16 protein-coding genes and 1 pseudogene are annotated in these 22,015 nt (G+C 64.1%); 16 read left to right on the forward strand and 1 reads right to left on the reverse strand.

The features are described from left to right. Positions 1-372: 372 nt before the first annotated feature. The 14 genes and pseudogenes from NUW12_09035 (at position 373) to NUW12_09100 (ending at position 18,683) form a co-directional block, all read left to right on the forward strand. Positions 373-624 carry a hypothetical protein gene (locus NUW12_09035; GenBank protein ID MCR4402909.1) on the forward strand — a complete coding sequence of 84 codons (252 nt, stop codon included), beginning with the start codon at positions 373-375 and terminating at the stop codon, positions 622-624. 330 nt (positions 625-954) lie between these two features. Beyond that, positions 955-1,509, forward strand: a complete 555-nt coding sequence (locus tag NUW12_09040) for an XRE family transcriptional regulator (protein MCR4402910.1) — start codon at positions 955-957, stop codon at positions 1,507-1,509. 643 nt (positions 1,510-2,152) lie between these two features. Continuing rightward, positions 2,153-2,635 (forward strand): annotated as a pseudogene (locus NUW12_09045) (NAD(P)H-dependent oxidoreductase subunit E). A 146-nt stretch (positions 2,636-2,781) separates the two neighbouring features. After that, complete coding sequence (gene nuoF, locus NUW12_09050) at positions 2,782-4,902, forward strand: NADH-quinone oxidoreductase subunit NuoF (protein ID MCR4402911.1); 2,121 nt, start codon at positions 2,782-2,784, stop codon at positions 4,900-4,902. A gap of 376 nt (positions 4,903-5,278) precedes the next feature. After that, the gene (locus NUW12_09055; protein MCR4402912.1) at positions 5,279-7,303 is read left to right on the forward strand and encodes an NADH-dependent [FeFe] hydrogenase, group A6; all 2,025 of its coding nucleotides are present in this window, start codon (positions 5,279-5,281) and stop codon (positions 7,301-7,303) included. Between the two features lie 232 nt (positions 7,304-7,535). Then, a complete protein-coding gene (locus tag NUW12_09060; GenBank protein ID MCR4402913.1) occupies positions 7,536-7,814 on the forward strand; it encodes a (2Fe-2S) ferredoxin domain-containing protein in 279 nt (92 codons plus the stop codon). Positions 7,815-8,098: 284 nt separating this feature from the next. Then, a complete protein-coding gene (locus NUW12_09065; protein MCR4402914.1) occupies positions 8,099-10,312 on the forward strand; it encodes a PAS domain-containing protein in 2,214 nt (737 codons plus the stop codon). Then, positions 10,287-11,453 (forward strand): serine/threonine-protein phosphatase, encoded by a 1,167-nt coding sequence (locus NUW12_09070; protein ID MCR4402915.1) that lies wholly within the window; start codon positions 10,287-10,289, stop codon positions 11,451-11,453. The genes NUW12_09065 and NUW12_09070 overlap by 26 nt, the downstream gene beginning before the upstream one ends. 305 nt (positions 11,454-11,758) lie before the next feature. Further along, a complete protein-coding gene (locus NUW12_09075; GenBank protein ID MCR4402916.1) occupies positions 11,759-12,421 on the forward strand; it encodes a TetR/AcrR family transcriptional regulator in 663 nt (220 codons plus the stop codon). An 81-nt stretch (positions 12,422-12,502) separates the two neighbouring features. Beyond that, complete coding sequence (locus NUW12_09080; protein ID MCR4402917.1) at positions 12,503-14,956, forward strand: MMPL family transporter; 2,454 nt, start codon at positions 12,503-12,505, stop codon at positions 14,954-14,956. A gap of 69 nt (positions 14,957-15,025) precedes the next feature. Beyond that, positions 15,026-15,895 carry an outer membrane lipoprotein-sorting protein gene (locus NUW12_09085; protein MCR4402918.1) on the forward strand — a complete coding sequence of 290 codons (870 nt, stop codon included), beginning with the start codon at positions 15,026-15,028 and terminating at the stop codon, positions 15,893-15,895. A gap of 105 nt (positions 15,896-16,000) precedes the next feature. Then, entirely contained in the window at positions 16,001-17,557 is a 1,557-nt protein-coding gene (locus NUW12_09090) for a hypothetical protein (protein MCR4402919.1), read from the forward strand. Positions 17,558-17,597: 40 nt separating this feature from the next. Next, positions 17,598-17,876: a hypothetical protein gene (locus NUW12_09095; protein MCR4402920.1), complete on the forward strand. Its 279-nt coding sequence runs from the start codon at positions 17,598-17,600 to the stop codon at positions 17,874-17,876. A 90-nt stretch (positions 17,877-17,966) separates the two neighbouring features. Further along, on the forward strand, positions 17,967-18,683 hold the full coding sequence (locus tag NUW12_09100; GenBank protein ID MCR4402921.1) for a lipid-binding SYLF domain-containing protein: 717 nt from the start codon (positions 17,967-17,969) through the stop codon (positions 18,681-18,683). Positions 18,684-18,869: 186 nt separating this feature from the next. Here NUW12_09100 and NUW12_09105 read toward each other — a convergent pair whose 3' ends face one another. Further along, positions 18,870-19,955, reverse strand: a complete 1,086-nt coding sequence (locus tag NUW12_09105) for a hypothetical protein (GenBank protein MCR4402922.1) — start codon at positions 19,953-19,955, stop codon at positions 18,870-18,872. Positions 19,956-20,947: 992 nt separating this feature from the next. Here NUW12_09105 and NUW12_09110 point away from each other — a divergent pair. Both NUW12_09110 and NUW12_09115 read left to right on the forward strand, forming a co-directional pair. Next, positions 20,948-21,472: an ECF transporter S component gene (locus NUW12_09110; GenBank protein ID MCR4402923.1), complete on the forward strand. Its 525-nt coding sequence runs from the start codon at positions 20,948-20,950 to the stop codon at positions 21,470-21,472. After that, positions 21,469-21,993: a nucleoside-triphosphatase gene (locus NUW12_09115; protein MCR4402924.1), complete on the forward strand. Its 525-nt coding sequence runs from the start codon at positions 21,469-21,471 to the stop codon at positions 21,991-21,993. The genes NUW12_09110 and NUW12_09115 overlap by 4 nt, the downstream gene beginning before the upstream one ends. Positions 21,994-22,015: the final 22 nt, after the last annotated feature.

The following is a 22,015-nucleotide window of genomic DNA, read 5'->3' on the forward strand; positions in this document are numbered from 1 at the left end:
TTTCTCAGTCCAGATGAATGTGTTTTGGGGTGACAAAATCACAGTCCGTTGACAGGCCGGTGCAGTTCCGGCGTGTGGCATTCACGACAGCGGGCCTACAAGACCGCAAGACCGCAAGGCGCACGTCAAGGTTTTGAGGTCTCGTTCAGGGTCTCGTGCAGCGGTGTCCGACCGAGGTCGAAAAGGCTGGTCACCCACGGCACGAGACCTTTCGCGAGCTGGCCGCGAGTCCGTGGCGAGCTCACGCTCTGACTCCACCCATTCACTACGGCCTGCTCCTTATCTCCGAATCATGCCGCCGTGTGTGTTGCCATGGAAAATGACACTTGACACATGTGAACCAGGGCTATATAGTAGTGCTGGAAAGGTGCAATGCCAGTAGCAGTGGAGCGCGGAAGCGAACCGTTGGTTGTCGCGGCGCTCGCGGTTCTCGCGGTGCCCACGGCGGTCACGGCGCTGATGGTGCTGACGGCCATCACGGCCGTCAGGGCGGTCACGGACCGCGCGGTGCTTACGGTGCTCGCGATGTCCACGAGGTTCGTGGTGGTCACAGTGTGCTCGGTGTGCCCGGTATACTCTGCACCCTCGCACGCCCCGCACGCCCTGCACACCCGGTGCGCCTAGCGCGCCCAGCGTGCCCGGCAGCCCCGCACGCCCAGTTCGCCCAGTGCGCCCGTCGGGCCCGGCGCGATTGAAGCGTGCCGAACACAAGCGCGCCCGGACACAAGCGCGCGAGGCACACGGTTCGCGGCATCTCACGAACCCCGCGAGAGGCGCTGGGCGCGCGGCATCCGCGAGTCACCGAGTCACTTGGGGCAACCAGGATCACACAGGCTACATTCGGGTCACACGGATGACGAGATGCGCACGGGTCATGCGAGACATACATAGGCGCTGCCGTGTGACAGGGGCCGGGAGACAGCGGCCTTACGACACCATGAGGAGGCTGAGCCTATGGATTTCGGAGAGCGCCTGAGGAGGATGAGAGAGAACGCCGGTCTCAGCGCAAGAGCCCTTGCAGAGAAGGTGGGAGTATCCCCCAGCTTCATCTACCAGCTCGAGCGGAACGAGGCCACTCCATCGTTTTCGACACTCAAGCGGATAGGCGCTGTCCTTGGGACGGGCGTGTCTGTCCTCACCGACGACGAGTTCCCAGAGGAATGGGTCGTGGTCCGCAAGGGCGGCCGGCGGAGGCTAGTTACGGGATGCGACGGCGTGAACATAGAGCTCTTTACGTTTCTCGGGTCGCGTAGCAAGCGGATGCAAGCGTGCTTCGTCTCGCTCGGGCCCCAGGCCAGTTACCCCCGGGAGAACCTCGTGTACGGCCACGAAAGAGACGACTTTGTGTACGTGCTCGAGGGGAGTGTCGAGGTTCTGAGCGGGGGTAAGTGGTACCGTCTGGAACCGGGAGACGCCGCCCACTTCTCCATCCACAGTGTGGAGGCACTGCGCAACGCGGACAGCTCGCCAGCCGCGGCGCTTTGGGTGGTCTCTCCATCTGGCGTGTGACCTGGCGTGATCTTGCGTGATGGAGTTGCGTAAAGGACGCGGCGCGTGACCGCATGTCCGGTGTTCCGGTGCTGCCTCGGCGAGTGGGGACAAGCGTCTGGCCAAGGATCTGGCCAAGCGTCTGGCCAAAGGCGGGGAAGTACGGCGTGGGCCGGATGGGTGCGCCCAGGATTGTGCAGGCTTTCACAAACTCCGCGAACTCGCGGGGAGACGCACGACCGGCCAGACAAAGAGCGGCCGCTATCAGGTGACGAGGCGCCGCATAACGAGACGTCCCATTACGAGGCGCCGCGCGACGAGGCGGCGGGTCGCGACGCCCAAGGCGCATGTCAAGACAGACCGCGCCTGCCGGAGTGGCTTGCGGCAGGTCAACGGAGGTCACGGCAAGTTACGAGGGCCGATACTAGGTGATATCCGGTTACGGCAACTCGCGGTGAGCCGCGGTGAGTCGCGGCGCGACCGGCGGCGCAACAGGCGGTGCCACCGGCATTGCGAGCGGCACTGCGACCGGCGACCGGCGACCGGCGGTGTGGCGCGCTCCAGCGCGACGGGCGGCGGCCCGCAGGATCCGCAGACATTCAAAGCAAGAGAACGCGCTCTGGACAGGCTCTGGACAGCGCGAACGACACGGGGGGTAACGCTTATGGCGGTGGCGGAGAGTCAAGTGTTTCAGCGCAAGTTTGACAAGGTAAACGCGATCATCGAGAGGCATGGCGGCAAGGTGTCCAACCTGATAGCCATCCTCCAGGAGATCCAGTCGGAGTACCGCTATCTCCCGGAGGAAGTGCTCACCTACGTTGCAACGGCGCTCGGGATACCCCCGGCGACTGTGTACGGGGTCGCCACGTTCTACGCGCAGTTTTCTTTGAAGCCCAAGGGAAAGTACGTCATCAAGGTGTGCGACGGGACCGCGTGTCACGTGCGGGGTTCCGAGAGACTGCGTTACGTGGTACGGGAGAAGCTTGGCCTCGATGACTCCAAGGACACCACAGACGATCTCAAGTTCACCTTGGAGACGGTGTCATGCATTGGTGCTTGCGGGCTGGCACCGGTGGTAACGGTGAACGACCGCGACGTGCATGGCCAGCTTACTCCGGAGGCGTTGTCGATAATCCTTGACCAGCTGATCGCGAAGGAGAAAGCCGGTGATGTGACCAGAGATGGTTCGGGCGGGGACGACGCGACAAGGCACAGCACAGACGGAAACACAGACGGAAACAACGTGTCGGGTCGCAGCGCAGAGCTGGACGGTAGGGAAAAGGGGTGTCGGGAATGACCGCGCGGCTAAACACGCCACAGGACGTCGAGTCGTATGCGAATGACATGAAGGCGGCCCTCGGCCGCCAAAGAGTGCGCGCTCTCGTGTGCGCGGGAACGGGCTGTATGGCTAACGGCTCACTCAAGGTTTACGAAAGGCTCAAGGACGCGATCAGGGAGAGAGGTCTCCTGATCGAGCTCGACATGGTGCTTGACGCGTGCAAGACCGAGAGCGGGAGTGCGCGCGACGCGAGCGCACCTGGCGCGTCCCGCGGGGAGTCCTGCAACGATGGTTGCACGGTCCGGGTCGGCGATGCCTCAGCGTCCACAGCTCACCCTGCGTCCGCGTCCGAGGCCAGAGGTGGGCGCACGCTTGAGGTCGGCGACGCGCCTGGTGCCACAGACGGAGCGCCGTCCGCGCATGGGGCCACGTCCAAGTCCTCGGCAGTCGGATCAGCCGGCGGGGTGGGCGTGTCCATCAGCGGCTGCCACGGGTTCTGCCAGATGGGCCCGCTCGTCCGGATAGAGCCGCAAGGCATCCTGTACGTGCAAGTGAAGCCCGAGGACGTTGAGGAGATCGTCGAGACCACCCTCGTCCGCGGCGAGGTCGTCGAACGCCTCCTGTATCACGACCCGTCCACCGGCGAGCCCGCTCGCACGGAGGAGTCGATACCGTTCTACCGCAGGCAGGTAAGGGTGGTCTTGGCAAACTGCGGTCGAATGAACCCAGAGGACATCCGGGAGGCCATCGCCCACGGCGGCTACGGGGCGATTGCGCGCATCCTCAGCGGGATGACGCCTGAAGAGGTGATCCAGACCGTAACGGCCTCCGGCCTTCGAGGGCGCGGCGGCGCCGGCTTTCCAACCGGGCGCAAGTGGTCCTTCGCGCGGGCGGCGGCCTCGGACAAGAAATACGTGATCTGTAACGGCGACGAGGGGGATCCTGGCGCGTTCATGGATCGCAGCGTCATGGAGGGCGACCCCCACAAGGTGATAGAAGGCCTAATGATAGCGGCATACGCCATAGGTGCCGACGAAGGGTTCATCTACGTGAGGGCGGAGTACCCCGTCGCCGTGAGCCGCCTCAAGAGGGCGGTCGCGCAGGCTCGGGAGCACGGCCTTCTCGGACGCAACATCCTCGGGAGCGGCTTCTCGTTCGACATTACGATCAAGGAAGGCGCAGGAGCGTTCGTGTGCGGCGAGGAAACCGCGCTCATTTCGTCGATCGAGGGCAGGCGCGGCATGCCGAGTCCAAGGCCCCCGTACCCCGCGACCAGTGGCCTCTTCGGCAGGCCGACAGTCATCAACAACGTCGAGACGTTGGCCAACTTGCCCGCCATCATCACGAAAGGGCCGGAGTGGTTCAGGTCGTACGGCACCCCGACGAGCCCGGGAACGAAGACCTTCGCCCTCGCGGGACAGGTGGCCAACACCGGCCTGGTCGAGGTCCCTATGGGGCTCCCGCTTCGAGACCTCATCTTCGACATCGGCGGCGGGATGAGGGGCGGCGGGAAGTTCAAGGCTGTCCAGATAGGCGGACCTTCCGGCGGGTGTCTCGGCGAGGAACACCTCGACGTGGGTCTGGATTACGAATCGCTGGCGAAGGTCGGCGCGATGGTGGGATCCGGCGGGATGGTGGTGATGGACGACACCGCGTGTATGGTGGAGGTCGCTCGGTTCTTCATGAGGTTCACGCAGAGCGAGTCGTGCGGCAAGTGTGTCCCGTGCCGGGAAGGCACGAAGCAAATGCTGGCCCTTCTAACGAAGATGACGAGCGGGGAAGGGGCACCGGAGGACCTTGGACTCCTCGAGGAGCTTGCGCTGGCGGTGAAGGACGGGTCCTTGTGCGGCTTGGGCAAGACCGCTCCCAACCCCGTCCTGACGACTCTGAAGTACTTCCGTCCGGAGTACGAGGCACACGTGGTGCGAAAGCGCTGCCCGGCCGGGGCGTGCCAGGCGTTGCGCACGTATTCCATTGACGCCTTGAAGTGCCGCGGGTGCACCCTGTGCGCGAAGGTTTGTCCCATTGGCGCCATTTCGGGTGAGCGTGGTAAGCCTCACGTGATAGATCCGGAGAAGTGCGTCAAGTGCGGGACGTGTGTCGAGAAGTGCAGGTTCGGCGCCATACACGCCTAGTCGCGGAGTGCGAGCCACAGGCCGTTAAGCCGGAGTGCTAGCCACAGGCTGCTAACCGCGGCGGGTCAATTCCGGCAAGGTTAGCCCGGGAAGGTCAGCTCGGGGTGGCTGGCCCTGGGGGCTGGCCCGGGGGGTGGTTCCGGAGGGTGATTCCGGGGGGGTGGTTCCGAGGGCTGGTGCCGGGGACTGGCCCGGGGTGGCGGCCCGGGACGGCCCGGGGCGGCTGCACGGATATGGCTGGTCCACAAAGGCTGCTCCGGGAAGATTAGCCCCGGAAAGATTAGCTCGGTGAGACCGGCTGGGCGAGGCTAAACGCATGACGCTCACCAACCACGACGCGTGGCCGCCAAAATGGACTGAAGGAGGTAACGAGGCTATGCCGCACGTGACGGTCGATGGCCAAAAGGTTGAGATAAACGGTGAGAAGAACATCCTCGAGGTGGTGCGCAAGGCGGGAATCGAGCTCCCGACGTTCTGCTACCACTCGGAGCTTTCTGTATACGGCGCGTGCCGGATGTGCTCTGTCGAGGTGGAAGGCATGGGGCTCGTCGCGGGGTGTTCCACGCCGCCGGCGGACGGCATGGTCATCCGCACGAATACCGAGAGGACGCTGAGGCTGCGTCGCATGGTCATAGAGCTGCTCTTGGCCAATCACCACAGGGACTGCACTACCTGTGAGAAGAACGGCATGTGCAAGTTGCAGAGCCTTGCGTACCAGCTGGGCGTGAGGAAGGTCAGGTTCGGGGAGCGGGAGGAGATGCTTCCCATAGACGAAGGGAATCCGTCGGTGGTGCGGGATCCCAACAAGTGTATCCTCTGCGGGGACTGCGTGAGGGTTTGCTCTGAGATCCAGGGCGTCGGGGTCCTGGACTTCGCGGGACGCGGGTCGCGCACGAGCGTGAGCCCGGCGTTCGGCCGGAAGCTGTCCCAGGTAGAGTGCGTGTACTGCGGTCAGTGCGTGGCCGTGTGCCCCACGGGAGCGCTCACGGGCAAGTCGGAGGTCGAGGCCGTGTGGTCTGCGCTCCATGACCCGTCGAAGACCGTGGTGGCGCAAGTCGCGCCGGCGGTGCGGGTCGCGCTGGGCGAGGTCTTCGGAGGCAAGCCCGGCGAGATAGGGACGGGCAAGGTGGTGGCTGCCCTGAAGAAACTGGGCTTCAAGAAGGTGTTCGATACGGTCTTCGCGGCCGACCTTACCGCCGTGGAGGAATGCCACGAGTTCCTGGAGAGGCTCGGGAAAGGGGAGAACCTCCCCCAGTTCACGTCGTGCTGTCCAGGGTGGGTCAAGTTCATGGAGCAGTACTATCCTGACATGCTGCCGAACTTGTCCACCTGCAAGTCGCCGCAGCAGATGTTCGGGTCGGTCATAAAGCGCTTCTACTCCAAGGAGCTCGGAGTGCGCCCGGAGGATGTGTTCGTGGTCTCGATCATGCCTTGCACGGCCAAGAAGTTCGAGGCAACGAGGCCGGAGTTCGCGTCCGAGGGCGGCATTCGCGAGGTGGACGCGGTCCTATCCACGACCGAGCTCGGCATGCTCCTGAAGCAAGCCGGCACAGTCTTCGACGAGCTCGAGGAGGAAGGCTTCGACCAGCCGTTTGGCCTTACCACAGGCGGCGGCGTCATATTCGGTGTGACCGGCGGCGTGGCCGAGGCTGTGCTTCGAGCGGCAGCAGGTCGGCTGGGAGTGGACCCCGGAGGAATCGAATTCCAGGAAGTCCGAGGCTTCGACGGGACGCGCGAAGCGACCGTGCGGCTGGGAGACGCTGAGATCAGCGTGGCCGTCGTGCACGGTCTCGCGAACGCCCGGAGACTGGTGGAAGCGGTTCGGAGAAGAGAAGTGTGTTACAATCTAGTTGAGGTAATGGCTTGCCCAGGGGGTTGCGTCGGAGGCGGCGGACAGCCGTATCCGAATGACGTCCCTGCGAGAAAGGCCAGGGGAAAGGGTCTCTATCGGGCTGACAGGACGATGCAGCTACGCAGCCCCAGTGAGAACCTGGCGGTGGCGAAGCTCTACGAGAAGCACCTGGGAGGGCCGGGCAGCACGGCGGCGCACGAGGCGCTCCATACAGCGTACGGGCCACGCCGACGGATAACGGGGGACATGAGGATAAACGGCGCGGCGCCTGGGGCCCTCGATGTCTCGGTGTGCGTGGGCACCGGATGTTACCTGCGGGGATCCTACGACGTGATCGACACGTTCACGAGGCTTGCCGAGGACGACGAGTTCATGGGACGCGTCAACCTCAAGGCCACGTTCTGCTTGGAGCACTGCGACCGTGGAGTGTCGATCAAGGTGGGTGACGAGATCATCACCGGGGTGACTCCCGAGAACGCGCAGCGCGTCTTCCACGATCAGGTCGCGGCGCGGCTTACCAAAGAGCCTTGTCGGGCGTGCCGCAGCTAGCGCATTCTCCGGCCGGGCCGTTTGTTGGTCGGCTCGTGCGCCGACCCACCTCGGGATCACCGGCCTCGGGAGCCCCGGGATCCATGGTCCTTGTCGAACGACGGCGCATGGCGACTAAGAACAGGCTCTTTGAGCCCTGTTGCTCAATCAGCCAAGCCGCGCGTCTTGATGTGGTTTCCGGGGCCGTGTCGCCCGGTCCGGGTGGCCTGGGCCGGGTTGAGAGAGCTAGGAAATGCGAGGTGCCGTCCCTGTGTTGACCATCTTCGTGTGCGTTGGCAGCTCCTGTTTTCTGCGAGGCGCCCCCGACGTGATCAAGGCATTCGAGGCGGAGATAGAGAGGAGGGCGCCCGGCCAGGTGGAGCTCAAGGGGACGTTTTGTCAGGACCTCTGCACTTTGGGGGTCACGGTGAGGATCGGGAGCAAGGTCTTTTCCGGCGTGAGGCCCGACGATGTGCCGCGGCTGTTCGATACGGAGGTTGTACCGCTGATAGAGAGCGCCTGCGAACGATGATGCGCGAACGATGATGCGCAGGAGGACGTGTCAAGACAGCGGGGCCTTTGCGCGTCGACATGCGGGAACTAGCGGCCTGCAATCCGCTTTCGATCCGCTGCTACCCGCCGACACTCGCGCGAGCGGCGAGGGGGGCGCGGGAGCAGCCGCGCGTCGCCAGTATGGATCGCGGCCCGCGCAGAGCGTAGAGGGCGCTGGATGACAATGGAGGGCGATGGAAGAAGCGAGGCGAGAGGCTGGCACCACGTAGTTGGGAGCTAGTCGGGAGCTGGAGGAGTGGTACAGTGAGTGTGATCGAGACCATAGAGGCCAAGTGCAAGGACTGCTACAAGTGTCTCAGGTCGTGCCCGGTCAAGGCCATCAGGATGGAACGGGGGGACGCGCCTCACGAGCTCCACGCGCGGGTGGCCGCTGAGCGGTGCGTCTACGACGGCACGTGCGTCCTTGTGTGCCCGCAGAGGGCCAAGAGGGTCGCAAGCGACCTCCACAAGGTGCGCTCAGCCATCGCCGGCGGAGCGAAGGTGGCTGCGAGCCTCGCGCCCTCGTTTCCGTCCGCCTTTGCCCTTGACGGAGTGAATCCTCTAGCCGTTCCGGCGGCCCTTCGCCGCCTCGGCTTTCAAATCGTCCAGGAGACCGCGGTCGGTGCCGAGCTTGTGGGCGCCGAGCACGCGCGGGTCTTACGCGAGACCAGCGTCCCGCTCATCTCCAGCTCCTGCCCTGCGGTGGTGAACCTCATCGAACGGCATTATCCCGAGGTCATTACATACCTTGCCCCCATCGTGTCGCCCATGATCGCTCATGGCCGCTTTCTCAAGCGGCTCGTGCCAGGCGTGAAGGTGGCTTTCATTGGCCCGTGCATCGCCAAGCACGAAGAGCGGGCAGTTCCGGGACTGGACGACGCCGTCGATTTCGTGCTGACTTTCGACGAGCTCGCAGGCGTCTTCACGCAAGAAGGCATTGACCTCAGTCAAATCGAGCCTGAGGATTTCGACGGGCCGGCGCCTGACCTCGCGCGCCTCTTCCCCGTGAGTGGCGGCATGTTGAGGGCTTCCAGGCTCAGCACGGACATGCTTGACCGGGAGGTGCTGTCCGTATCGGGCATGAACAATTGCCGCGAAGTCCTGCGATGGTTCGTCGAAACCCTGCAGAGCGAGAAGCTGGGCTCCTGCGGTGCCTGCGACGCGACTTCGCAGCACTCACGCGGCGCGACCCCGGACCCGCACAACGCGGGGGCCGTGCTGCCGGACCCACCCAACACTGAGGCCCTGCCGCCGGACCCGCGCACAACGGATGTTGTGACACCGGACTTCCACAACGCGGGCGCTGGGGCTTCCCACGCGCGCAACGCGGACTCAGTGGCCCCGACCGCGAGGAGCGCTGACGCAGCGACCCCGAACTCACACGTGGCGCCAACAAGCCAGCTTCCGGAGACCTCGGATCCAGACCACGAAGCGCCCTTGGCCGGCGCACACGGATCAGCCCCGAGACTGCCACGCCTCGTGGAGATGCTAGCTTGCGAGGGCGGGTGCATCAACGGACCCATGAATCCGGCGCGCGATGACATCTACGCGCGCAGGGCAAGAGTTCTTGAATACATGGAGCGAGCAGGGCACGCAAGGTCGCAGCCGCCGACGCGGTGCAGCATCGGGGCTATCGGGGCTGGCGAAGATGCCGTTCCCGTCGCTTCAGAGCAGGACCGGGACGGCGACCGGCTCATGAGGCCGGACGAGCACGTCACCTTGGGGCCCACCGTATGGCTGCCGAGGAACCTGCTCCACAGATCGTACCGGAACCTGCGACCCGTGGCGCCCACCCCCGACGAGGACGCGATCAAGGCCGTCCTCGCCAAGACCGGGAAGTACGCGCCCGACGATGAGCTCAACTGCGGCGCGTGCGGCTACGATTCATGCCGTGACAAGGCTATCGCGGTGCTCCACGGGATGGCCGACCCCGAGATGTGCATCCCGTACATGCGCGAGCGCGCCGAGTCCATGGCGAACGTCTTCGTCGCCTCGGCGCCCTACGCGATCATCGTCGTTGACGAAGACGAGGTCATCCGCGATTTGAACGCCGCCGCGGAGCGCATGTTCGGGCGGTCAAGACATGAAATGCTGGGCGGGAAGCTAGGTGCGTTCATCGACCCATCGAGCTTCAGACAGGTCCTCGACGCGAAGACGTCGCTCCAGGTCGAGGTGGCTTATCCCGAGCTCGGCCTCGTCACGAGGCAGACCATATTCTACGAGCCGGAAGAGAGGCTCGCCATGGCCATCATTGCAGACATCACGGAGGAGAGGTCGCATGCCGCTCGCCTGCAGAATCTACGAGCGGAGACCCTGGAGAAGGCGCAGGGAGTGATAGACAAGCAGATGGAGGTCGCGCAGAAGATAGCGGGCCTCCTCGGGGAGACCACCGCCGAGACGAAGGTGCTGTTGACGCGGTTGATGAACGTGTTCAGGGAGGAAGGCAAGGGGAATGGTGGACCTCAGCGCAAACCTTAGAGTTGAGGTCGGAGTGAGCCAGCTGAACAAGCACGGCGAAGAGCTGTGCGGAGACAGCGTCGAGGTGAACAAGGGTTCCGGCTTCACCATCGTGGCCCTCTCCGACGGACTCGGGAGCGGGGTCAAGGCCAATATCCTGTCGTCTCTGACTGTCCGGATGATCGTCAACATGCTCAAGGGCGGCCTTGCCCTCGAGGATGTCATCGACGCCCTCGCGCGCACGCTTCCCGTGTGCGAGAAGCGGCATCTTGCGTATTCCACGTTCAGCGTCCTCCAGATCTTTCACGACGGCTCGGCTCACATTGCCGAGTACGACTCCCCGCCGGCGTTCGTGGGCCGGGGTCGGGAGCTCAGGTGTGTGCCGAGGTCGGAGTGCGTCATCGGGGGGCGCGTCATTAAGGAGGCCTTCTTCTCCGTCGAGGACGGGGACTGGATAGTGATGGTGAGCGACGGGGTTCTGCACGCTGGCATCGGAGGAGTGTGGAACACCGGTTGGGGATGGGACAGGGTCGCGGAATACGTGAGATCGGCGTCTGGCTGGGCTGAAACGTCCCACGAGTTCGCGGAGGAGATCGCGAGGGTCACGAACAAGCTGTACGGATTCAAACCAGGTGACGACGCGACAATCGTGGCGATTCGCACGAGGCGCGCTCGCAGCCTCACAGTGCTGGTAGGCCCGCCGGTGGACCGCGCGGACGACCAGGTGGTGGTGGGGAAGCTCATGGAGGAGCCTGGCAAGAAGGTCGTGTGCGGCGGAACCACCGGCAACATGGTCGCGCGCGTTCTGGGCAAACCCATCGAGGTCGATCTCAGGTCCCAAGACAGACGCGTCCCTCCCACCGCCGACATTGAGGGAATAGACCTCGTCACCGAGGGAATGCTCACGCTGTCGTACACGCTGGAGATGCTCAGGACAGGCGCGAAGCTGCGCGACGTGGCGTGGAAGAGGGACGGCGCGAGCCGCCTGGCGGCTGCGCTCCTCGAGGCGGATAGCGTCCGCGTCATCGTGGGGCGGGCCATCAACCCCGCGCACCAAAGCCCCGACGTGCCAGTCACCCTAGCGCTGAAGCAGAAGATAGTCGACGAGCTCTCTCAAGTCCTGAAGAGAATGGGCAAGCAGGTGTCTGTAGAGTACTACTAGCCTCGCAGGTCGCCCAAGGCTTCTCCTGACCTGTCTTTCACCAATCTTGACATCTCTTGACATCGCGACGGAAGCATGGTAGCTTACGAGGTACGATGGATGACTGACCGGTCAGTCATCCTGGAAAGTCATTCCGGTCAATCATCACTGTCAATCATCACGGTCAGTCGTCCTGGTCGGTCATCCAGGTCAGTCGTCCACAGGGATGCGACGGGGTGTTCATGAAGAGCAACTCTGACAGAGGGAATGAGTCTGTGGAGCCCCAAGAAAGCCGCGCAAGCGGCGGGAGGCGGGAAGGGAACGCGATGTCGATGGACATTGATGCAGGCTCGCTTGGCGGCGAAACCAGAGAGGCTGGAAAGCGCGACTTGATCCTTGACGCGGCCCAGCAAGTGTTCTCGAAGAAGGGCTTTCACCAGGCCACTGTCGAGGAGATAGCGGACGCGGCAGGCGTGGGCAAGGGCACGGTCTATCTCTATTTCCCCAGCAAGAAAGAGGTCCTCGTAGCTCTCATCGAGGAGCGACTCAGAGACCTTACGCGGGAGCTCGAGAGGCGCGCAAGGAGTGTCGCGGTGGGCGCGCGGAGCTGCACCGAGAAGCTGCGCAGGGCGATTTCCTATCAAATGGAGGTCCTTCGCAAGTCGCAGGATTTCCTCGCCGTGACGTTCGGCGACATAGGCGAGCTCGGGCGGGAGCTCGACAAGCGCACCAAGGATGCGCGCAGGGCTTTCCTCGCCGTCATGGAGTCCATCATCAGCGAGGGAACGAACAGGGGTGAGTTCCGGGACATAGACCCCCGCTTGGCATCATATGCCGTAGAGGGGATGATCATACACAGCGCTCTGGGCATGACCATAGGAGAGGGCGCTCAGATTTCGGAAGAGCATGTCTCGCAGCTCATCGACTTGTGCCTTCATGGCATCGTCCGCAATGGCATGGCCTGCGGCGAAAGCTGCGCCGACGCGTAAACCAGCGGTGTGGAGGCGGCGCGGAGCTGACGGGGGTCACTGAGTTGAGCTGACCGTACGAGGTTCAGGGGGTACGTGGCGATGGAACGACTTGCCAGATACACTGTGAAACATCCTGGAACAGTCGCGACCGTTCTCTGCGGGCTGACGCTCGTCTTCGCGTGCTTTCTGCCGCGAGTGCAGCTTAGGACGGATACCGCTGCGTTCGCTCCTGAGGACGACCCTGTGATCAAGGAGCTTGCGGAGACCGTCGAGGACTTCGGTTCACAGGACATCATCATGGTTGTAGTCAAGGGAGACGTCTTCGCTCCCGAGACCCTGGCCAAGGTGCGACGACTTGCCGACGGCATCGCAAACCTATCGGGCGTGGACAGGGTCACGACCCCCCTCGACGTCCAGTTGGTGCGGGGAGACGAGTTCGGCCTGCAGATCCTGCCCGCAGCCGAGCGCGTGCCCGAGACACTGGAGGAGGCAGAGGCCTTCCGGCAGGCGCTCAAGTCCACGCGCCAAGGCTCCGCCATGGTCGCCTCGAACGACGAGGCCATGGCCATTTTCATTACCCTCGAGCCAGGTATCGTGGCTTCGACCAGGGCTCATCACCTTGCCGGGGAGATAGAGGGCCTTGTGCGCCAGGAAGAGAGCCCTGGCCAGGAGACATACATAGTCGGGGAGGCGTACATGGGCTACTGGGCCTCCCGGAACATGCGTCGTGACCTCAGGTTCTTGTTGCCGCTCGCCGTCGCGGTTGTAATAGGCGCCCTGTACGCGAGTTTCGGGAGCCTGTCCGACGTAGGCGCGCTCCTCGGGGGCATTGTGATGAGCGTCGTGTGGACCGTGGGACTCATGGCCGGCCTGGGCTACGAAATCACCATCGTGTCCATGATGCTGCCCACGATCTTGGTCTCCATGGGGAGCGCCGCGGGCATCCATGTCTTGAACCGCTTTTACGAGGAGACGCGAGCCGGCGGGAACGCGGAGGACTCCATCGTAAGAATAGTCGTTCAGCTGACGAGCCCCATATCAATGACGACGCTTACCACCGCGGTGGGATTCGCGTCCTTCCTCACGTCTTTCGTTCCTCCCGTGAGAGAGTTCGGCGCTCTCGCTGCAGTCGGGATCATCCTCAACATGCTTATCTCGCTTACGTGGGTGCCGGCGGTTCTGGCGGCGCGAGCAAGGCGCCTGGCCACCTCGGCGGCGTCCACATTGGACGCCAGGTCGCCTGGAGACGGCCGTCGCCGGCGCTTCCTCCTTCAGGAGCTGCTCGGTGCCACCGGGAGGCTGGTGGTGTCGCGTCCGCGCGAGATCGTAATTGGTGCGGTCGCGGTGACCCTTGCTTTCGCGGCCGGAATTCCCGGGCTTGCGGTGGAAACGAATTTCCTTCGCTATTTCAGAGAGGACAGTCCCGCCGTCACAGGCACGAAGGCCGTGGAAGATCACTTCGGCGGGACCCTCGGCTTGTCAGTGCTCGTCGACACGGGGGAGCCCGACGGCATCAAAGACCCTTCGGTGTTGAACCGCATGATCGAGTTGGAGAACAGGCTCAAGGGACTTGGTGAAGTAAGCGACCCGACTTCCGTGGCCAGCCTCATCCGCGAGGTGAATCAGGCCCTGAACAACAACGATCCTTCGCAGTACAAGATCCCGGACAGCCGGGAGGCGGTGGCGCAGGAGCTCTTGCTCTTCACCATGCAGGGTGGGTCGGGCCTCGACACGATGGTGAGCTACGACTTCCAGAAAGCCCTCGTGACCACGAGAGTCGTCAATCTCCCCACTTCAGAACTGCATCGCGTGATTGAGGCGGTGGAGCATATCGCGGGCGAAGTGTTCGGCGGCACCCATGTCAAGACAACCGTGGTGGGTCTGCCCAAGGTGATGCTGCGGCTCATGGACAGGTTCATGGACAGCCAGATTAAGAGCCTCGTCGTGTCGATGGCGGGCGTCTGGGCCGTGATCACTCTCGTCATGGGCTCCGCTTCCATGGGTCTATTGTGCCTCGTGGCCCTCTTCATCAGCGTTATCGTGAACTTCGGGCTGATGTCGTTCAGCGGAATCCCCCTTGACGTGGTGACGATAATGATATCCGGCGTGGCCATTGGGATCGGCGTCGACTATTCGATCCATGTTCTCAGTAGGTACCGTCTGGAATTGAGGCAGGGTAAGGGCAGAGAGGACGCTCTCGCCAGCGTCGTGGGATCGACCGGGCGGGGCGTGTTCTTCAACGCGGCGACGTTGATCCTTGGGTTTGGTCTCCTAACGTTCTCGAGCTTCAGGGCGATCTCCGTGTTCGGCCTTCTCGTGGCGGCGACAATGTTCACGAGCGCGCTTGGCGCCCTGCTCGTTCTGCCCGCGGTCTTGAGGCTCCTGCCCGCGGACCGTGTGCGTGACGCGGGATTCGGCGGAGTGCGGCGGGGGCGGGCGACACCTGTGTCTGCGCCCGCGGCCGCGCCTACGACAGCGCCCGCACCTACGCCCACTGCTGCGCCTGCGCCCGGACCCGGGGCGGCGCCCGCGCCCGCGCCCAGGTTGGGGTGAGCGAAGCGCGCCGGGGTGTCACGGGAGGGCGGTGGCCGGTGAGGATGTCAGTGCCGGAGGTGTTGAAGCATGATGCGGTGTGATACACGACAATGGGCAAGGTGGACCAAGACGACGCTGGGGCGCCCGGTGGTCGCGGGTGTGGCGGCGCTCTGTGCGGCGACACTTTGCGCGGCGGCTTTGCTTGGGCCGCTCCGTGACTTCAACTCGGGACGGGTTGAGGCGTCGGAACTGACCGCCGAGCAGATCCTCGACAGGATCGAGGGCACGACCATGTTGACGGGCAACGGATCCGCCACGATAGAGCTCATCACGGAGAACAAGCGTGGGCAGCAACGGAGCAACAAGCTCAAGGTGTACCGGGCTAAGGCCTCTGACGGCACGGAGAAGCAGCTCCTTGAGTACCTGTCTCCGGCGGATGTCGCGGGGACCAAGCTCCTCAGCATAAGCGGGGGCAAGGAGGAAAGCCAGATCTGGTTGTTCATGCCGGCCCTGGGCAGAGAGAGGAGAATAGCGGGCACTGAGACGCGGTCGAAGTTCATGGGGACTGACTTCACGTACGAGGAGATATCCGGAGGCTCGACGTACAAGAGCGACTACAAGGCCGAGAAGCTCAAGGATGAGACCCTGGACGGGCGCAGCTGTTACGTGCTGCGCCTGACACCGCAGGATGGCGGCAACTACGCTTTCGTCAAGATGTGGGTGTGGCGAGACGAATTCATTCCCCTGAAAATCGAGTTCTATGACAAGGACGGTAAAGTGCGCAAGGTGCTCTCGAACTCGGACTTGAAACGAAACAGCAAGGGCAAGTGGGATCCCTCCACCATCACCATGAGCGACGTCGTGGCGGGCACGAAGACGATAGTCAAGATCCTCGAAGCATCGGAGGACGCGGTTCCCGATGATTACTTCACCATCCGCTATCTGAGGCGGCGCTGAAGAGGGCCGTGCCAAGTGAAGAAGCGCCAAGCGCAGGAGACGAAAGACCACCCTGCCGAGGAGGCGGATGACTAAAGGCCTCTGTATCGAGGAGGTTGAAAGACCGTGACGCGACGAGGATTGGCCGGATTGACGGGGCTAGTCGGTTGGGCCAGGCATGACAGGTGGGCACAGCGAGCGCATGAAAGGCGGGCTAAGCGAGCGGCGGGCACCGGTTACTTGGTGTTGTGCGCGGCGTTGGCGCTATGTTGCGCGTGGGCGGGTGCCATGCTCGCCGTGGGTACCGTGCTTGCAGCGGAGACCGCGTTTGGCGCGGAAACCGCGTTCGGCGAGGAGACCGGGATCGACGAGGGGAGCGGGTTCGGGATCTCTGAGATTGTGGCGTCAGGGGACGTGGAGCACGCTCTGGCGATCTCGCTGCGTGGGGAGGGCGTGACTGCCGCTGTGGCAAGTTACAGTCTGTCGCTGTCGGGAGAGTTCGGCGAAACGGGCGACGACGCGCTAGGCAGCTTCTACGTGTCGGTCGAGGGGGAGTACGATCTCCGCTCTGAAGAGGGAAAGCTCATGGAACTCGACGAGGCGTACGTCGATGTCTACTTGAGCGGTGCGGACTTGCGCCTCGGACAGCAGGTCGTCAGCTGGGGCACCGCGTACGCGCTCAATCCCACGAGCTACGTCAATCCGTTGCCAAGCGCGGCCTCTTCATCGAGTGGCTCCGGCATCCCAGTTGTCGGAGGATCGGGAGGGCTGGACCTTGGCGGGCTTCCGGTGCCTGCAGTGACCGCCACGGTGTACCCATCCTGGGGGGACTTGGGGCTGGTGGCAGTAGTGAACCCAAGACTGCAAGGAGTGCCTCTACCCGTGGACGCACAGACGTCGCTCCTACAAGGAGTCGCGCATCAGATCGGCGAGCCTCTGGCGCCGTTCGGGGGAAGGGCAGAGTTGTCTTCCGACCACTTCACGGTCGAGCCGCCGGAATCGCTGCGTGACCGGCTGGAGTACGCGGCGCGTGTGGGAACCAGGGTTGGCGGCTGGGACCTATACCTCAGCGCGTTCAGAGGATGGGATGACCACCCGGTCCTCTGGGTGAGCGCAACGCCGATGTCACCCCTGGAAGTGCGTGTCGATCCTCATGCGGCTTACCGGAAGGTGACGGAGGCCGGGGCAGCCGTAAGCTGCACGTGGGGACCGTACACGTTCTGGGGGGAGGGCAGCTACGCGTGGCCGGACCAGGTGCCCGAACTCGATGATCCAAACAACATCGCCTTTTCCTCAAACGAGCCGCACTGGCAGGCGGTGGTGGGAGGAGACAGGACCTTCGGCGACTCGAGCGAGGTGTACCTGATGATGGAGTACATATACAACTCCAGCGGCTCTATCATGATGCCCTACGAGCTCGGGCCTGGCGGTGAGGTTGAAGCAGGAAACTACGCTGTCGGAGTCGTGCGGTGGCAGCCCGAAGCGGACCACCGGTTTGAGGTGTCCGGCATCTACTGCGTAAACGACCGGAGCTACGTCGCGGTTCCGCGCTACACTTACCAGGCGGACGAACACACCAGTCTGTGGCTGGGGCTCGCGCTCTCCGGGGGCGGTCGCGACACCGAGTTCGGGGCGTTGAGCGATGCCCCCTCCGCACTCATCGGGATGAAGTTAGCTTTCTAGTGCGCCGGTTAGTTTTGGAGCCTGGCGTCGGAGCCTGGCGTTGTCGCAAGCCTTCCTCGACCCGCTTGGGGTCAAGGAGGGCTTGCCGCCTCTCGGGCGGGTCGCGCTTCATCCGTTGGAGCCGTCCCGAGCGATCCCCCAGAGGTGGCCGGCGCGAGGCGGCGTAGCGGGCGGCAGGTCGGCCGGCGATGTCGAGATCTTGGGCCGCGAGCATGGCAACAAGCGGGTGGCGGGCGGTCTGGTCCGCGGACCCGCGGCAGGACGGTGGGACGGCGGGACCGCGGGGCGGGCGTTGGTTCTCAGGCGGTGCGCGATCTGATACAATGAACCCGGAGACCGAATCGGGAGCTATGACGAAGCCGGCTCGATTCGATCCTGAAGGGAGCGGATGATGATGGTGGCGCGACGCATGGGGGGCATCATTAGAAGCGTTGTCGCGGCGACCTGCGCCGCAGCGCTGGCAGCGATCGGTATTGCCGGGACGGCGCTCGCAAGTTCACCGGCTGAGAGGATAAGCGAGGCTGTTCAGGTCCTCAAGGAGATGTCATCACAGGAAGACTACGAGGCGATGGCCTACATACTCAAGAGGGCGCAAGGGGTCGCCATCTTTCCTTCGGTGCTCAAGGCAGGCCTCATGCTCGGAGCGAGGCACGGGGAAGGTCTCGTGCTCCGCCGCGATCCCGGCACGGGAAAGTGGTACGGCCCGAGCTTCGTCACGATCACGGGGCTGTCGTGGGGGCCTCAGATAGGCGTGCAGTCAACGGCGCTCGTGCTGGTCATCACTAACGAGCGAGGTCTCAAAGGCTTCGAGGAAGGCAAGATCACCCTAGGCGGTGAAATGTCCATCGCCGCGGGCCCTGTGGGCCGCCACGCCGAGGCTGGCACCGACATTGAATTGAAAGCTGCCATATACAGCTACTCCATGAGCAAGGGCGTGTTCGCGGGGGCGTCGCTGGAGGGAGCGAGGATAGCAGAGGACGAATCCGCGAACGAGCTGTATTGGGGCGCGAAGCTGGCTCCGGACTCCATACTCGCGCGGGTGGCCTCCGATCAAAGGGTCAGAGCTCTCGTTGAGGAGCTAGACCGGCTCATCTCGAGCGCCGCAAAGGCGAAAAGCACGGCATAGGGACGCGCGGGGCTGAGACGTGCGGCCTGGGGACGAACGGGGTGATGAAACCCAGGCTGGGTGGAACGGCGCCAGAGCAGCTTGGGACCGACTCGGGAGAGTGCGACACGGCGGCGGTCGCAGCATGGAAGGACGCGAAATGGATGCGGCTCTTCGGAAAGCGGGAAAGCGCCCCTGGAGGGCTGCCTACTGGGTACCGCGTCCGGTTTCGTCACGTTGGATGAAGACCCTGCGCACGAGCTGATATGTAAGCGCCAGGAGCAGCAGGAGGCCGGCGTAACCCACGGCCGGGTAAAGCGTCCTAACGATGCGACTGAAGCCTAGACGCCCCGCGAGCAGGGCCACAAGGCTCGCTGCGATGACGAGCCACCGAGAGGCTCTGGTGCCCGGCTTTGCGATGCGCGCGACGAACCCGTAGAGGTTGCCCACTGCCGTCGTGTATATCTCGAGGAGCAGCACCAAGCTGTAGCCGACCTGGACCAGCACGGGGAAACGTCCCGCGATGTACACCATGGGGACCTGGACCGCCGCGGACTTCGGGAGCGTCGCGAGGAGGGCGAGGTGGATCGCGAGCGCCCCGAGGCCGAGGCCGATGCCTCCGAGGATCGCGCCGAGCTTCAGCGGGTGCGGACCTTCCGCTATTGCCCCGAGGGGAGCGAGCACTCCCACGGCGAGCACGATGTTGTAAGACACGTACACCACAGCGGACAGCGGCCACGACGGCACAGCCGCCCTGGTAGAGTCCAGGGATCGAACGGCGGCAAGGTCGAGGGGCGTGCGCAGGAGCGTGGCGACGCTGATTCCCACGACGGCGACAAGGAGAGCCGGCACTACGACGCTTATCGCCGTGACCACCCCGTGAATCCCGGCGAGCACGGTCAGGAACGCCGCCACGACGAGGAGCACGTTTCCGACCGCTGCCGACAACCCGAACTGCTCGTGAAGGACTGCTCCCGCCCCCGCAGTCATGGCCACGAGCGCACCGAAGAGGAAGAACGTGATGACGCCGTCGATAGCGGTCCCGACCACGCGCCCGCCTGCCTCACGCACGACGGGCAGGTGCGATCTTGCGCCGAGACTCCTTCCTAGCTCCAATATGACGTATCCGTACAGCGAGAACAACGCCACTGCCAGACCTATGGCGGGAATCCCTCTCAAGCCGAAATGGCCGAAGAACTGAAGCACTTCCTGTCCCGACGCGAAGCCCGCGCCCACAACCGTGCCTATGTAGGTAGCCGCGACTGCGAGCGCGGAAACATGCCTGCCATCCATGGTGCCCGCGGCCGCCCGCGGCCGCGCCTCCCGATCGCGTAGTCCTCGTCCCATGTTGGTCTTGGGCTTGCCGAAGTTCCTTGCCGAGGCTCCGCCTCACCTAGTTTGACCAGGCATGGCCTCCATTAATGCGGGAACGCGAGTTTCCCGCACGATACGCGACGCGATCCGGCCGCTTGTCGGGCGTGTCCGAGCGCCCAGTCGGCCCGGCCGGCGCGGCCGGCGCGACCAGCGCGGCGAACGACGTCCGATCCTAAAGCGACCGGTTTCCGAGACCCCGGCCACCTCCTCGTCTGCCTCCGCTCCGAGACCCTTGTGCCCGCTTTGGCTGAGTCCGCTCCACTTGGCCGACTTGCTGGGCTTAGGGCTCACTTGACTCGGCTGACTTGGATCGCGCCGTGCCGGTGTCTCCGTCCTGCTTGCGCCGCGATAGACTCCGCGGCGTCTGGCAGCCGCTTACTGAAGGAAGTGGAGGCCTCACGTTGAATCACGATCGTGATAATGGAAGCGGCCTCCTCGCGCCGTTGAGGCAGGGTCCACCGCGCGTCAGCCCCGGAGCGTCGGCAGCGGCAGCAGCGGAGCAGCCCTTTGCGAAGCAGCAAGGCAGCGCCGTTGCAAAGCAGCAGACCAGCGGAGCGGCGAAAGCAGCGGAGCAGCAGGGAATTGAAGAAGCGTGAGCAGCCAAAGCACCGGGAGGCAAGGCAGCAGCGGAGGAAGGCCCTATAGCGGCGCGGATCAGTCAGGAAAGGAGTGAGAGCGTCCGGTCGGCCGAGGAGGCGGCCCGCACGCCAAGGAGATGACGTGGCCGGCAGCCGGCGGCGACAGTTGACTGCTGGCAGTTGATGGCTGGGAGTTGACAGCTGACGACTGACGGCTGACTTGCGGTTTGGGGTCGGCTGTTGGGCTGCCCACGGTTGCAGCTTGCAGCTGACTCGGGCGGGCGAGGCGTGCCGTGCGAGGCGGCACGGGGAAGCGACCGGCGCGTTGTGGACATGAACAAAGGCGTTGTGTTTGTCACGCGGACTGCTGTGCTCTTGGCGCTCACACTCGCTATCCAGATGGTGGGAATGCCCCAGTATGCCACGGGGCCCCTCGTCAACGCGATGCTGTGCGTTGCCGCCACGTTCGTTGGGATCTGGAGCGGCGTGGCCATCGGTGTGGTGACGCCGGCGATAGCGTTCTGGCGAGGGATCCTACCGGCGCCCCTAGGCCCGATGATTCCTTTCATCGCTCTTGGGAACGCGGTGCTGGTGGTGGCGTACGGTCTGCTCGAGCGGCGGGGGAGGGTGGCTGCGATCGCGGGCATAGTGATCGCAGCGGTGCTCAAGTTCCTGATCCTCTCGGGCGCCGTGCGATTTGTGGTCGAGGTAAAGCCGGCCATCGCGCAAATGATGCAGGTGCCGCAGCTGTTTACGGCGCTTGCGGGAGGAGCGATCGCGCTCATCGTGGGTGAGGCGCTTCTTCGTACCGGCACCGTGAAGCGCCTCTCAGAGATAGGAAGGCGCGGCTCCAGATGACCGAACGGAAGAGGAACTTCTTCTTGACCGGCCCGAAGCACGTGGGGAAATCCACGATTCTCTTCGCCGCGGTCGGGGCGTTCTCCGGGCGCATCGGAGGTTTTCGAGTGGAGAGGGTTTACGATGGGAAGCGTCTGCGCGCTTTCCGGCTCGTGGACCTCTTGTCGCATGAGTCCGCGGTGATTGCCCAAGCTCGTCGCGGCGGGTGGGACGTCCACGAAGGCGGCTTCGAGCTCGTCGGGGTGCAGGCGATAAGACAGGCTTTAGCTGCCGCCGACCTCATCGTGATGGACGAGTTGGGACGGTTCGAGCTTCGAGCGCCGACGTTCCTCCGGACGGTGGTAGATGCGCTCGACTCTCCGATCCCAGTGGTCGGGGTCCTCAAAGCCGATTCCAATCCATTCATCGATGCTATTCGTGGGCGCGAGGACACGTTGGTGGTCGAGGTCACACCTGGCAGAGAAGAGGACACCGCGAGTCGGCTCCGAGCGTTCCTGTCCAACGTGGTGGCGTGCCGATGAAACTCAGCGGTCTTGCCAGCCA

It is taken from the genome of Bacillota bacterium, assembly GCA_024653485.1.
GTDB lineage: Bacteria > Bacillota > SHA-98 > UBA4971 > UBA4971 > UBA6256.